Origin of the sequence: Crenothrix sp. (assembly GCF_043729335.1) — a bacterium.
GTDB lineage: Bacteria > Pseudomonadota > Gammaproteobacteria > Methylococcales > Methylomonadaceae > Crenothrix.
This window is the reverse complement of record NZ_JAYTLQ010000034.1, coordinates 23,488-38,019: the sequence shown is the minus strand read 5'-3', so window position 1 is coordinate 38,019 and position 14,532 is coordinate 23,488. Positions and strand designations below refer to the sequence as shown.

Here is a 14,532-nt window from a genome sequence, read left to right as displayed (position 1 = left end):
TATCAATTTACTCGGCAATGAGTAAAGCTTGAATATTTTGCTTGTCCAATCTTTTTTTCATGTCAAGGGCGCGTTGCTTATCCAGTTCGGGACCTATTTTCAGTCTGTAAATATCACCTTTCGACTGTAATGTAACCGGGAAACCTTGTTTTTTCAGCTTCTCTAAGAAGGCGACAGCATTTTCTTTTTTACTAAAACTGCCGGCCTGAATAGACCAGCGACTCAAGCTACTGGTTTTTGCAATCGCTGTTTTAGCGTCATGCGCAGTGGTGTTTTCAAGGTTATTTTCTGCTTTGGATGCGGTTTTATGGCTATCGATTTCAGTGCTTTTAGGTTTTTTCTTGATTTTCGGTTCAGGGACTACATTTGAAACGACGGGCTCTGCAACCGGTTTTAGCTTAGCTGGCGCGGGTTCTACGCTCTCAGATTTATCGGCTTCTAAAACCTCGGCGGTGTCGAGAGTTTCTGGGCCAACTTTGGCTTTGGTGTGCTGATTTAAATTAGGCTCTTCATTGTCTTCAGTTACCACCAGCTCTTCATCTACAGACGCTTCGGGCTGTGTGACCTGATCGGGCGCTTCGCTAGTAGCTGTGGTGGCGGTGTCATTCGTGCTATTAGGATTGGCATTGGTCTCCTGGTCTGGAGCAGTAAGCGCTCGACCGAAGTCCTCGGGCAACTTTTTTTCAACATTTTGAGCCAGGTTTTCTGGCGCTTTAGGAATGGTCAGTTCGCTAACTTGTTGACCGCTATTGTCAATAGGGTCGTCGAATAACATGGGCAGAAAAATTGCTGCCAGTGCGGTGACAACGATAGCACCAATTAAACGTTGTTTTAATTCATGATCCATTTGTTTATTTACCTTCAAGTTCGTTTAAGCAATCAGATACCAAAAAAAAAGAGCCAAAAACGAGTAATAAATCGTCATTTTGGCATTTTTTTTTGGCTGCGGCAAAAGCGCCAGCAAACGCAGTATAGTCAAAGGATACGTTAGCGATTTGACATTGTGAAAAAAAATCTTGTACGGCGGATGTAGAAATGGCTCTGGGGTTGGTGAGCGGTACAAAATACCAGGCATGTATGACCGGCGCCATAATTTTCAGTACACTGGCAATGTCTTTATCTTTCATCATCGAAAAAATAGCATGTACCCGTCTTTTGGGATAAGCGGCACTGATATAATCGGCCAGTGTGGCTACAGCTTCGGGATTATGTCCCACATCTAATAACAGTGGCGTAGCATTGTTAAGTTCTATCAGTTGAAAGCGCCCGGGTAAGTTAACATTTTTTAAGCCGGACCGGATAGATGATTCCTTGACTGGCATGCGATCATTCAATTGCTGTATGGCCATAATAACAGAAGAGGCGTTACGGTATTGGTGCTCACCTTTTAAACCCGGCTCTGGGAGTTCTGTTAACGTGTAATCCTGGGCAGTCCAGTTCCAACCTGTTGCCTGCTTTTGATAAGAAAAATCTTTGCCGATACAGTAAAGTAAGGCGTGTTTGTCAATGGCATTTTGTCGCAATGATTCTGGAGGATTAGGGTCGCCGACAATGGCCGGTGTGTTTGCCCTAAAAATACCGGCTTTTTCATGGCCGATAGCTTCCCGCGTAGCGCCTAGCCAATCGACATGATCGATATGAATGCTGGAGACCAAAGCAATATCCGCATCAATGATATTGACTGCATCTAATCGTCCACCCATACCGACTTCCAGCAGTTGAATATCCACATTAAAACGCCAAAAAATATCGAGGGCAGCCAGTGTGCCAAATTCAAAATAACTCAGTGACATGTCTTCGCGAGCCGACTCTATGCGTGCAAAGGCTTCACAAATCAGTGCATCGGAAACGGGTTTACCGTTTATTCTTATTCTTTCGTTATATTTTTGGATATGTGGCGAAGTATACGAACCGACACAATAGCCTTCAGCGGCATAAATGGCCTCCAAAAAAGCCACACACGAACCCTTGCCATTAGTGCCGGCAATGGTAATCGTAGGGGGTTTTATGGCATCCGGATTAAGCACGTGATAGATGTGCGCTGCCCGCTCTAGCCCTAAGTCTATTGCTAAAGGATGAAGGCTTTCCTGCCAAGTGAGCCAGCCCTGTAACGAGTCAAAGTGCATCATCAATCGGAATCGATAACAGGTTCCTGAATTTCCGCATCACTATTTTCGAGATCAATCCCTTGTTCATCGGGTTCAATGGCATCTTTTATTTCAACAATAGACTGAACGGGGCGGCCTGACATGAGCAAAGACATTAAGCTGGCAATTTTATCACGCATTTGGCGGCGGTCGATAATCATGTCGATAGCGCCATGCTCTTGCAAAAACTCACTACGTTGAAAGCCTTCCGGCAATTTTTCGCGTACAGTTTGTTCAATGACTCTGGGGCCTGCAAAGCCAATTAACGCATTAGGCTCTGCGACATTAATATCGCCTAACATGGCCAAGCTGGCCGAAACACCGCCCATTGTTGGATCGGTCATAAAGGAGATGTAAGGCAGGCCGGCTTGAGAAAGGCGACTTAGCGCGGCGCTGGTTTTGGCCATTTGAAACAACGAAAACAAGGACTCCTGCATACGCGCACCGCCGCTGGCAGTAAACACGATAAAGGGTGCATTTAATTCCAGGCTTTTATTGACACCACGGATGAATTTTTCTCCGACTACCGAGCCCATAGAGCCGCCCATAAAATCAAAGTCAAATGCCGCCGCCACAATATCTTGCCCGTGTAACTGGCCTTTCATCACGACCAGCGCGTCATTTTCTTTGGTTTGTTTTTGAGCGGCAGTAATGCGATCTTTGTATTTTTTGCTGTCTTTGAATTTTAACGGGTCAACCGGTTTTACGTGTTTGGCAATTTCTTCACGACCCTCTTCATCCAGAAACATTTCCAGGCGTATTCTCGCTGGAATACGCATGTGGTGTTCACACTTAGGGCAGACACTGTAGTTTTTTTCAAGTTCAGCGTTATACAAAATAGCACTACAACAAGGGCATTTGTTCCACAAGCCTTCGGGAACCGCGCCTTTTTTATTCGAGCGTTCGGTTCTGATTGTTGATGGGATTAATTTTTCAAACCAACTCATTTTATGTCTCCGCTCGTTGGATTAAGCATCCATTGCTAGTCGCATGGCGGCTAATAATTCAATAATGTCATGTTTGGCAGTGTCTAGATTGCCCAGATTCGCTTCTATTTTGCTGATAAGTGCACTACCAATCACCACGCCATCACCCACACTGGCAAGGGTTTTGGCCATAGCGGCATCTTTAACACCAAAACCAATTGCAATCGGTAAGCGGGTATTGGCTCTTATTTGCTGGAGTTTGGCTTCCACATCGGCAATATTTAAATGCCCTGCACCGGTCACACCTTTTAGGGAGACATAATAAAGATAGCCGCTGCCCAGCGCATCCATTTTCTGGATACGCTCATCTGTGCTATTGGGCGCGAGCAGAAAAATCGGGTCAATGCCACGGGCTTTCAATAAAGCACCGTATTCAGTCGCTTCTTCGGGGGGTAAGTCAACCGTAAGAACGCCGTCAATATCAGCCAGTTTGGCTGCGTTGGCGAAACTTTCGTAGCCCATAATTTCAATGGGATTCACATAACCCATTAGTACAATCGGCGTTTTTTGATCGGTTTTTCTGAATTCTGCAGCAAGTGCCAAAACACGGCGCAGGCTCATTTTATGGGCAAGCGCGCGCTCGCTGGCACGTTGAATAACCGGGCCATCAGCCATAGGATCAGAAAAAGGGATACCTAATTCGATGATATCGACACCGGCTTCGACCATGGCGTGCATAAGCGGCAGGGTAAATTCGGGATTAGGATCGCCGGTGGTAATAAAAGGAATCAATGCTTTACGGCCTATTTTAGCTAAGACTTCGAAGGTGGCAGCTAATCGGCTCATAATTCTATTCCTTCACGCTGAGCGATGGTATGCATGTCTTTATCGCCACGACCTGATAGATTTATGATGATGATGTCGTCTTTTTTCATAGTCGGAGCAAGTTTCATGGTATAGGCGAGGGCGTGGCTGGATTCCAGGGCAGGAATAATGCCTTCCATTTTAGTGAGGGCATGAAAGCCGCCCATTGCCTCAGTATCGGTAACGCTTACGTAATGAGCACGCCCCGAGTCTTTTAGCCAGGAATGCTCTGGGCCTACGCCTGGATAATCAAGGCCTGCTGAAATTGAATGCGTTTCGATGATTTCGCCGTCTTCATCGGACATTAAATAGGTGCGATTGCCGTGTAATACGCCCGGCTTTCCCGCAGATAAAGGCGCTGAATGGCGGCCTGTTTCAATGCCATCGCCAGCCGCTTCTACACCGTACATGGCAACTGAGGGATCATCAATAAAAGGATGGAACAGGCCAATGGCATTGGAGCCACCACCCACGCATGCCACCAGTGCATCGGGTAAACGGCCGGTTGCTTCCAGACATTGCTGCTTGGCTTCATGGCCAATGACAGTTTGAAAATCTCTGACCATTGCAGGGTAGGGGTGCGGGCCTGCAACTGTGCCAATAATATAGAAGGTATTGTCGACATTAGTAACCCAGTCACGCAGGGCTTCGTTGAGTGCATCTTTTAAGGTTTTTGAACCTGATTCAACCGAAACTACAGTAGCCCCCAGCAATTTCATGCGATAAACATTTAAGGCTTGACGGGCAACATCAACAGAGCCCATATAAACTACGCATTCCAAGCCTAATCTTGCGGCCACGGTTGCCGTAGCCACACCGTGTTGACCTGCGCCGGTTTCGGCAATAATGCGGGTTTTACCCATGCGTTTGGCTAATAAAGCCTGGCCGACGGTATTATTGACTTTATGGGCGCCGGTATGATTCAAGTCTTCGCGCTTTAAATAAACTTGTGCGCCACCTAAGTGGCGACTCCAGCGTTCAGCATGATATAAGGGCGAGGGTCGTCCCACGTAATTTTTTAAATCAGCACTCAGTTCGGCAATAAACTCAGGATCTTTTAGATAACGTTGGTACGCCTCGTTTAATTCCTCAATAGGGGGTATTAACGTTTCTGCAACAAATATTCCGCCGTAGTTGCCAAAGTGCCCCCGGTCATCGGGCATATTATATTTTTCTGTCATACTATTATTTTATCACCCTCAATAACTTCTTTTAAAAATGCGCTGGTTTTAAGTTGGTCTTTAATACCTTTTTGAGATTCTACGCCACTGCTCACATCTAACGCATAAGGCCTGACGGTATGTACGGCTAGGCGTGCGTTATCGGCATCCAGGCCACCGGCTAGTATAATAGGCAAAGGACGCAGCTTAGGAATCAATGACCAATCAAATTGATGTCCGGTACCGCCTTTCGCGCCTGGATGATAGGTATCCAGCAATAATCCTGCGGCATCGTGGTAGTGTGCGGCCAGTGCTGAAATGTCGGTGTCTTGCTGCATGCTTACTGCTTTGATATAACGTTTGTTATAGATTCTGCAAGTCGCTGCCGATTCATTACCGTGAAACTGCAAACAATCGATAGGCACATGACGCAAAACTTCCCTGATAACGTTTTCTTGTTCGTCGACAAAAAGCGCTACCACAGTAACAAAAGCCGGTAATGCTTTGACGATTTTGATGGCTGTGTCGATATTGACATGACGTGGACTAGGTGGATAAAACACCAGGCCTATGGCATCAACCCCAGCATAAGCGGCGTAGACTGCATCGTCAACACGAGTAAAGCCGCAAATTTTAACGCGAGTTCGCATAAAGTGATATGTGAATTTTTTTAAAAAGCTAACTCAGTAGCATAACACAAAATTAACGCACATATTGAGTCTCAAAATACAATTGCATTGCTGTGTAATAGTTTAAGTGTGTAGGGAATGTATTAAGTTATTGAGCTGATGGCTATCAATAGGTTTAGTAAGATAATAATCAAAGCCTGCATCCAGAGCCTCATTGATTTTATCTTGATCGGCATAGGCACTGATAGCGGCTATTTTGAGCCGATTATGCCGGCTTCTGAGTATTTTAATCAACTGGATACCGGTCATCACCGGCATGTTGAGATCGATAAGCGCCATTTGATAGCTGTGGTTTTTAATTAATTGCAGAGCCTCCCGGCCATTATTGGCCGAATCAACTGTACAGCCTTGTAATTCCAGCATGTTGCTCAAGAGTAATAGATTAATTTCATTATCATCGGCAATCAGTATGCGTTTTAGCGTGGTGTTTTCCGATTTATTGCGAGTTATGGGTTGGGACGGCGATGGAGCCACTTTTTCGCTAATCGGCAGCGGCAAGGTCACAGAAAAGATGCTACCTATACCGGGTTTACTGGTGACCAGTAATTTTCCGCTCATTAACGTGACCAGCTCGCGGGTAATTGCAAGCCCTAGACCTACGCCTTCCCTTATTAAAGAAGGCGCATTAATTTGCACAAAGGGCGAAAAAATTTGCTGGAGATCTTTTTGCGCAATACCGCAACCCGTGTCTTCAATTGAAAAGCTTAAATTGCCATTTTGATAATTGAAGCTAATGATAATTTTGCCTTGATCAGTGTATTTAATGGCATTACTCAATAGGTTAACAATAACTTGCTGTATGTGTTTTTTGTCGCCCTGAAAAGAATGCGGAATAATGGCGTTACAAATTGTTAATTTGAGTTTTTTTTCATCCAGCTGTAGCCTGAACATGGCGATAATATTGGCCAATAGGGTTTCAAAGTTAAAATCACTGATTTCTTTTTTAATTTGTTTAGATTCAATGGAGGCAATGTCCAGTATATCGGTAATCAGTGCCAACAAACTGTCGCCGCATTGCTTAATAATATTGATTTGCTTTTTATCTTCCACAGCAAGCGACGATTTATTTTGTAATAACTGCGAGAAGCCTAATATGCCATTCAACGGTGTGCGCAGCTCGTGGCTTATTTTAGCCAAAAATTGACTTTTAGCCTGGTTGGCTTTTTCAGCGGTGTTTTTAGCCTGCAACAAAGCCGTGGTACGCTCCTCAATGATAAATTCAGAGCGGAAATGTCGTCCTGTTAACATCAACAGCCCTATGGCGAGTAGGCTGGTAAATAATAAACCACTCAATAAAATGCCCCATATTGTCCAGTGAATACGGTTTTTTTCGGCAATCCAATCATGATAAAAACTGATTTGCCAGTGTTGGTTATTATCAATCATTAAATGATATTTCTGATAAACATCCACTTGATGGCCTTCTACATTGGAATAAACAGTGATTTGATTGGTTAATGTGGGATTAAAAATGCTAATGGTAAAAAAAAATTCATTAGCATCCGTATTCTTAAATACTTGTTCGATAAGTTCTTGAATAGAAACAGTGGTAGCAAGAACGCCGAGTAAGTTTTTGTCGGGACTTTTTAATGAAAAAACCGGGTTAATGAAAATAATTTTGTCATTTTTAATGGCAATACGTACCACGTCGTCCTGTAACGATATATTACCGTTGATTAAATTCAAAAAATTTTCAGTGCCGGTAATAGAAGGATCAGCGTTTTCGGAGGGCATTTTATTGAGGATTGAAGTGAATTTAATAATACCGATGCCAGATGCTGGGTAGCTTAACCAGCGTATCGCCTCAATCTCTTTAAACGGTGATAACGTGCCTTTAGTAAACAATGAAAAACTGGTGTCATTGACGATTTTAGTGCTTTCAATAAATAATCGACTGGCATTAATTGCCTGTAGATGACCTTCGATGCGACTTTTAAAAGCTTTAAATAGGCTCATTGATTGATCTTTGAGCTGTTGTTGATGTTGTTGATGCTCAATTTTTTTAGTGTAAAAAAAGAACACTGCCACTAACGCAAAGGTAATAAGCACGGGTAAGCCGACAGAATAGCGACGTTTCAACCAGATTTTCCTAGGTTCGGCAAATATAATCAGTGCCAGTGGCGTAAATATCAACACCCCTAGCGTATCTTTTATCCACAGGCTGAGCCAGGTAAGCGGAATGTCAGGCAAGCGGATCTGGTTGGTAATGTTTAGGTACAAAGTGTTAGTTGATGCCGGTATAGCGCAGCTTAATAAGCCACCCAGCAACATAAAGATTAAAATATTTTTATCGGTTGTTAAGGACGTGGGAAAACCAATAAAACGGCGAATAGCAAAAGCGCCGGTAAGCGAACAGGCGCAAGCGCCTAATCCTGTTACCCAGGCAGTGTTAATGGCAGCGTCATTAAAACCAAGTTGCCAGATAATAATCCCAAGCTGGCCTATAAAAATACTGGGCCAGACTTTATTACCCGCCAGCAATATTGCGGCCAAGGCTATGCCGGCGGGTGGCCAGATGGCGCCTGTTACACTGGGCGCAACTTTAAGCAATAATCCTAGCAAACCGAAAACAAAATAAACGCCAGCCAGCAACCCGATTAACAACAGGTATTTTGCTGCACGCATTATTAAGAAGCGAGTCCTCATTAACATCAGGTTATGGCTAATTTTATGTGTTTAATAGCGTGTTGGCTGAGCTGTCCACTTCTATTATGCTGTTCGCATAATGCACCTCTAAAACCTAAATAATCCGGTTGATGATTTAATAAATCGGGAATACTCTGTAATGTTAACGAGCCTGCCAATCCGCACAATAACTGCTGATTTTTTGCCAAACTAACAAAGTCATGAATAGTCTCACTGGCCATAACCTGGTTTAATGAACCCCGCTTTTTGTCGATGGTGTCCAGCATAACACCGCTGAATCCTGCGTGTTTTAGCGCGTAGATGACGTTTAGATCAGGCTGTCCATCGGCAAACAACACGGCGATTAGCGTGTGGTTTTTTTTCGTTAATAATGATAATTTATCAATGGTGGCTTGCCAATTGGCATCAGGGAAGAAGCCGATTTTAATATAATCTACGCCGGTTTCTGCCATAGCCTGTACAGCGTTGAAAATCAGCTCGGCTTGCATGGGCAAATCACCAATAGTGGCGCTCACCGGCCGACGTTTAGCAATTGCAGTGACAATTGCTCGAACCACATCAAGTTCCAAAGCACCTAGTGCGCCTAATGCGGGTTGTTTAAGGTCAATAATATCAACGTTTTCTCGTAAAACCAGCAAGGCTTCCTCTACGCTGTTAACGCTGGCGAGCATTTTTGTCATAAATTTAGCGTCGCTTTGTAATTATCTACCACGGTCATCAACCAGCCCCAAGCTTCAAATTCGTGAGCGCCCGCAGTTTTATCAATACCGATTTGTAAATAAGTCAGCTCAGCATCAAGCTTTTCAATAGGCAGCATGTGTAATCTGCTGACCAAAATAGCGGCTTCCAACACTGCATACTGGGCGCGGTTAAAACCGGTAAACGGTGCATGATTCACCGTATGTACCGCCTGACAATAGAGTTTGGGGCGCAGCTCGTCGTCTTCTATACGCAGCACTTTAACTTCAGTATGTGCCAAAGCACAGGATAAGACTTTACCGTCGATGCGTTCGGCATCTTTAACGGGCCAATCGCGCCGACCGGTTAAGCAACCGGCAAATACCCGTACATCTGTGCAGTAATTAAGCACAGCGACGTTAGTTTCTAACAGATTATCCAGTGTGGTGGAGGGCTTAAACGGTAGAATAATGAATTCATCGGCACTGATATGTATACCCATTGGGGCAATATGTACGATACCGTTTTTGTTTTGTGTGCTAACTATGGTTTCTTGTATCATGGCTTTTTTAAGGTGCTTCCCGCCGGTTTAAAGGCGTGTAGGTCAACAGTTTGTTCAGTACTATCGGTTGCACAACCCCAGTTTAAAGGCTGATCCTGGTTAAAACGCTTACCCAGTTGCCAGGCGATTTCGGCGCGTGCCAGTTCTACGCCTAAATAAAAAGCATGGCCACCGTCGTCTTTAACGTTTAAATGTGGATACAGATCAAAAGGATCGGTGGCACTGTGCAAGCCATCGCGGTTAAAAATGTGTACGCCTTCCTGGCTGATTTGGATGCGAAAGCTAGGATCGGTAATTTGCGTGGCCAGTTCCTTGATTTCGTTAAACGCATAAGGAAAGGGCGCAGGCTCGTGCAAGGCCATTAAGCTGGCATCGATATGTTTGGGTAAAGTGTTTTGCTCTTTGGCAGCGTGCATAATGCGCCGTGCCACATCGGCTTCTTTAACGGCGCGACAGGCGTGCTTGCTGACCTCGGTGGTTAAAATATTGTTGATATTCAGTTCCGAACAGATGCCCAGTAGCAGCGTGTTCATACCCACAGTATCGGCATGGGTGAGTTCGGTAATATTGCCCACGCCCAGCATCATGTTAATGTCAGGATGTTGCTGCCTAACCTGATGATAACGGACGATGGATTGGGTAAAGCCAAAATGAATGGGATCAAGAATTGGATCAACAATAAAATCGCGGTTTTTGGCCTGCATAATAGCAATCGCCCGGTTTAACGAGGCCAAATCTTCGTGTTTTTGCGGAATTAATATCGGTGTAGCGGCAACTTCATCAGCAATCCACAGGCTATCTTCGTGCAGACTGAGCATATAGTCCGCACCGGCTTTGCCGCCTTTGAGTAAATCATTGTCATCCAGAGAATCAATGCTGACCGTAAAACTTTCCTGCTTCAAAGCTTGGATAGTTTCTTCCAGATGGGGAAAATCGGTGCTGGGTAGGCAGCCAATATCGATAACATCCGCGCCATTGCGCCGGTAATAATTAGCCTTCTCAAGTATTGCTTCGATGCTAATATGCGGTGCATCAACGATTTCTGCGAAGATTTTAACGTTGTATTGGCTTAAATCGTACTTATGCGCGGCTTTGCCAAAATACATCGGCAAATCTTTCAGCTCTTCGGGGCCGCGTTCTACAGGTAAATTCAAGTGTTGTGACAAGGCATTGATATCGCCACGGCAGCGTCCCGGTAATATGATGCGAGTTGCACCGAAAGTATCGATCAAGCGCCGGGCAATCATATCGGTAGTCATTAACGCAGCCACTTTTACGCCGAGTTGATGCACGGTATAAGTGAATTCCGGCTGAATTTTTTCCAGTATGCTACGCAGTTGTTTTTCGGCCAGCTTGCCGGTTAAAAACAGGACGTGTTCGCTCATGGCAGGGATTGCAAGCGTGTGTTCACCGCGCTGATTAATTGCTCTACGCTTTCGACCACTGTGGTGTATTCAAAGCTGCGGATTTTGTCGGTACCTTCCAGGTCAATTTTACGCGGGTAGACCATTACTTTGCCGCCAGGTGCAGTGGTTTCCATTTCGGGGGCTATGTCACACGGGTAGACAATACTGGGGACTTTGCATTTGCCGGCCTGTGAATACAGGTTAGTAACCAGGTTATCCGCAATGCCTAACACGCATTTAGCAATGGTGTTGGAAGTGGCTGGTGCCATCACAAACGTGTGGTAATAGCCTTTATAAAAATGCCCAACCGGTGGTGATGAGGCGGTTTTGTCACGGAAAACCGGCATTTTGGCGCGGATCTCGGAGAGGTCGACACCGTACATTTTGAGCACTTCTTCGCCGGCTTGGCTAATGTATAAGTCAACATCATCAAGGGTTAAAAGAAAAGCCAGGCATTCTTCTATATAATGGCCTGAGCCGGTGATTGCCCATGCTAATCTCGGTTTTTTCATTACACGGTGGTGGTTTAAAAGAGACGGCCATTATACCTGAATCAACGGATTGCAACGCAGTGAGGAGTCTACACGCATGTTTGGAGGTCTTGAAAAGCCGCTAGTTATGGGGATATTGAATGTTACCCCCGATAGTTTTTCTGATGGCGGGCAGTTTTTGGCGGTTGATGACGCGGTGCAGCAGGTTGAGCGAATGTTGGCGGCTGGTGCAGATATTATTGATATTGGTGGTGAATCTACGCGTCCCGGTGCGGTATCTGTGTCTGCTGAGGAGCAAATTCAACGTATCGTACCCGTTATTCAAGCTATTCGGCAGCGGGGTATTGCGGTATTGATTAGCGTTGATACCACTTTAAGCGGGGTGGCTCAAGCGGCTTTGTTAGCCGGTGCTAATATTATCAATGATGTTTCTGCGGGCGATGATGATGTGTCGATATTGTCGTTGGCGGCACAGATGCAGGTGCCGATTATTTTGATGCATCGTCAGGGTTCGCCGCAAACCATGCAAGATAATCCGCATTATGATAACGTGGTGCAGGAAGTGGTTGATAGCTTAAAGGCTAAGATTGACGCAGCGTTGGCGGTGGGAATAAAACCGGACAATATTATTATCGATCCTGGTATCGGGTTTGGCAAACGCAAACAGGATAACTTAGATTTGTTGGCGCGGTTAGATAGTCTGGTAGTTTTGGGTTTTCCGGTTTTATTAGGGACAAGTCGTAAGCGTTTTATGGGCAGTATTTGCAATGTCTCTGAGCCTTATGAGCTGGTGACGGCTACGGCAGTTACCACGGCTTTAGGGGTGATGGCGGGGGTGAAGATTTTTCGGGTACATGATGTTAAAGAGAATAAGCAGGCGGTTGATGTGGCTTGGGCGATTAAGCGCAGTGGCTTGACGTTATAGGCAGCTTGTTTTTCCAGGCTGGTAAGGAAAGTAAGTTGTAAAACACGTAAGAGAAAAATTCCCTTACGTGTTTAACGGACAGGTTTTAACTACGGTGCTACTGGTTTCTGCTTGGCAATAGAGACGTCAGTATCAGCCTGTAAACTACTCAAAACAGCCTCAAACTCATTTTGGCCTACCGCTTTGGCGATATTTTTGGTTGCTAAGTCCAGCTTCTTCTTGTCTGCTTCGCTCATTACCCCCTCGATGACTTTTGTGATGCTGATAACAATATTTTCGCCTGTAGGCAACGTTACCGCAGTTGCTGTGGCTTTACCGGCTACGGGTTTTGCTGCTTTAAAAATCGCTTGACTCACGGCCTCTGGGACAGCGGTGCTGGTACGGGTAAACCCAGGTAGTTTTTGGACTGGCAGCTTGTTTTCGGCGGCAATCGTATCTATGGCGCCACCTGCTAGCAAGAGTGTTTTTATTTTTTGTGCTTTGTCCGCAGCTTGCTGCTTCGCTTTATCTGCTAATATTGCCGCCACTACATCCGCTTTAACTTCTTTTAGTTCGCGAGTAGCACTGGGCTTATGCTCCAGTTTACGCAATACCACCACGCGATCTGCACTCATTTCAATCGGTGTGCTGTTATTGCCTTGTAGCACTTCTTCAGAAAACGCCATAGTGCGCACTTTTTCATCAGCTGCAATGCCATCACCTTTATCTTTGGTGAATAAGCCTGACTTTTTGATGGGAAGTTTTAATGCATCGGTTGCGGGCTGTAAGCTGTCTGGATTTTGGTAACTCACTTCCGTTAAGGTTTCGCCGGCTTTAAAAAAAGCATCTTCAGATTGGGCTTTTTGATAAGCTTTAGCGACCTCTGCTTTGACCGTATTATAGGGTTTTACTACTGCGGACTCCAACTCGGTTAATTTAATTAAATGATAGCCAAATGCCGATTTGACCGGCTTGGAAACTTCACCTTTCTTTAAGGCTTTGGCCGCATCTTCAATACTTTTTTCCAGATCACCGGTATTAAAAAAGCCTAAATCCCCACCTTCCTTACCGGATTTTTTATCTTCGGAAACTTCAGTGGCTAAAGCTGAAAAGTCTTTGGTTTTTAGTGCTTCTTGAGCGGCAGTGGCTTTAGCTAATGCCGTTTTATCATCTTGTTTGCTGTTAATAGCAAATAAAATATGACTGATTTTTCGACGTTCCGGGGTGGTATATTGGTCTATTTGTTCGTCGTAGAAAGCTTTTGTTTTTTCATCCGTGACTTGAATGGTTTTGGCCATATCATCACTGGTCAGTTCTACGTACTCTACCGATATTTGCTCGGGAATTTTATAGACATCTTGGTGTTGTTGATAGTATTTAGTAATTTCTTCATCCGAAGGTTGTTCGGTGAGTTTTTGCGGGGCAATAGTCACATAGGCAACATCGCGCTGTTGGTTGTGGATTTTAAAGAAACTTTCAATATCGTACTTTGTGGCAAAACTGCTTTCTGTAATGCTGCGTTGAAATTGCTCCATGATCAAAGCATTTTTTATTTCGTTGACAAACTGTGCAGAAGACATGCGTTGTGAACTCAGCAGTTTTTTATACTGTTGGTCATCAAACTTACCATTAGTTTGAAAATAGGGCAGGGTTTTTATAAAGGTTCTTACACTTTCGTCTGTGACGACTAAACCTTCATCATGCACATATTGTAATAAAACTTCATCCTTAATCAGTTTGTCGAGCGCTTGTTTTTTTAATTCCTGCTCATCAATGTTCATGCCTTGTAAATTTTGACTGTATTTTTCGTAGGCTTTATTGACATCGCGCTGGTAAAAATCCTTGTCACCCACGGACACAACAGGCGGCTCAGAGCCGTTACTCATGTAATTTTGAATCCCCCACAAGGCGAAGGCGCAGCAAATTGCTACCAGCATACCTTTTGCGAAAGTGCCTTGCGCTTTTTCTCTAATTGTTGTCAGCATAACTTTTATTCCGAAGCAATAATTTAAAATGTAAAGCGGAAATCAGATTAAAAAAAAAGCCCCGCACCAGATGG

13 protein-coding genes are annotated in these 14,532 nt (G+C 44.6%); 1 reads left to right on the top strand and 12 read right to left on the bottom strand.

The window, feature by feature from the left end:
- Positions 1 to 7 precede the first annotated feature (7 nt).
- From ACHZC4_RS08220 to ACHZC4_RS08170, 11 genes are all read right to left on the bottom strand, one after another.
- On the bottom strand, positions 8 to 847 hold the full coding sequence (locus tag ACHZC4_RS08220; RefSeq protein ID WP_394753349.1) for an SPOR domain-containing protein: 840 nt from the start codon (positions 845 to 847) through the stop codon (positions 8 to 10).
- 4 nt (positions 848 to 851) lie between these two features.
- Complete coding sequence (gene folC / locus ACHZC4_RS08215) at positions 852 to 2,129, bottom strand: bifunctional tetrahydrofolate synthase/dihydrofolate synthase (protein ID WP_394753348.1); 1,278 nt, start codon at positions 2,127 to 2,129, stop codon at positions 852 to 854.
- Positions 2,129 to 3,094, bottom strand: coding sequence for an acetyl-CoA carboxylase, carboxyltransferase subunit beta (accD, locus tag ACHZC4_RS08210; RefSeq protein ID WP_394753347.1), 966 nt, complete (start codon positions 3,092 to 3,094; stop codon positions 2,129 to 2,131). The genes folC and accD overlap by 1 nt, the downstream gene beginning before the upstream one ends.
- Positions 3,095 to 3,115: 21 nt before the next feature.
- On the bottom strand, positions 3,116 to 3,919 hold the full coding sequence (trpA, locus tag ACHZC4_RS08205; protein WP_394753346.1) for a tryptophan synthase subunit alpha: 804 nt from the start codon (positions 3,917 to 3,919) through the stop codon (positions 3,116 to 3,118).
- The gene (gene trpB / locus ACHZC4_RS08200; protein WP_394753345.1) at positions 3,916 to 5,118 is read right to left on the bottom strand and encodes a tryptophan synthase subunit beta; all 1,203 of its coding nucleotides are present in this window, start codon (positions 5,116 to 5,118) and stop codon (positions 3,916 to 3,918) included. The genes trpA and trpB overlap by 4 nt, the downstream gene beginning before the upstream one ends.
- Positions 5,115 to 5,747: a phosphoribosylanthranilate isomerase gene (locus tag ACHZC4_RS08195; RefSeq protein ID WP_394753344.1), complete on the bottom strand. Its 633-nt coding sequence runs from the start codon at positions 5,745 to 5,747 to the stop codon at positions 5,115 to 5,117. The genes trpB and ACHZC4_RS08195 overlap by 4 nt, the downstream gene beginning before the upstream one ends.
- Before the next feature lie 102 nt (positions 5,748 to 5,849).
- Positions 5,850 to 8,411, bottom strand: coding sequence for a response regulator (locus ACHZC4_RS08190; protein ID WP_394753343.1), 2,562 nt, complete (start codon positions 8,409 to 8,411; stop codon positions 5,850 to 5,852).
- 26 nt (positions 8,412 to 8,437) lie between these two features.
- Positions 8,438 to 9,112, bottom strand: coding sequence for a (5-formylfuran-3-yl)methyl phosphate synthase (locus tag ACHZC4_RS08185; RefSeq protein WP_394753342.1), 675 nt, complete (start codon positions 9,110 to 9,112; stop codon positions 8,438 to 8,440).
- The gene (locus ACHZC4_RS08180) at positions 9,109 to 9,672 is read right to left on the bottom strand and encodes a DUF447 domain-containing protein (RefSeq protein WP_394753341.1); all 564 of its coding nucleotides are present in this window, start codon (positions 9,670 to 9,672) and stop codon (positions 9,109 to 9,111) included. The genes ACHZC4_RS08185 and ACHZC4_RS08180 overlap by 4 nt, the downstream gene beginning before the upstream one ends.
- A complete protein-coding gene (locus ACHZC4_RS08175) occupies positions 9,669 to 11,057 on the bottom strand; it encodes a DUF6513 domain-containing protein (protein WP_394753340.1) in 1,389 nt (462 codons plus the stop codon). The genes ACHZC4_RS08180 and ACHZC4_RS08175 overlap by 4 nt, the downstream gene beginning before the upstream one ends.
- Positions 11,054 to 11,590: a flavoprotein gene (locus ACHZC4_RS08170; RefSeq protein WP_394753339.1), complete on the bottom strand. Its 537-nt coding sequence runs from the start codon at positions 11,588 to 11,590 to the stop codon at positions 11,054 to 11,056. Before ACHZC4_RS08170 ends, ACHZC4_RS08175 begins: the two co-directional genes overlap by 4 nt.
- 76 nt (positions 11,591 to 11,666) lie before the next feature.
- Here ACHZC4_RS08170 and folP point away from each other — a divergent pair, with 76 nt between their 5' ends.
- Complete coding sequence (gene folP, locus ACHZC4_RS08165; RefSeq protein WP_394753338.1) at positions 11,667 to 12,494, top strand: dihydropteroate synthase; 828 nt, start codon at positions 11,667 to 11,669, stop codon at positions 12,492 to 12,494.
- An 89-nt stretch (positions 12,495 to 12,583) separates the two neighbouring features.
- Here the strand turns inward: folP and ACHZC4_RS08160 are convergent, their stop codons facing one another.
- Entirely contained in the window at positions 12,584 to 14,458 is a 1,875-nt protein-coding gene (locus ACHZC4_RS08160) for a SurA N-terminal domain-containing protein (RefSeq protein WP_394753337.1), read from the bottom strand.
- Positions 14,459 to 14,532: the final 74 nt, after the last annotated feature.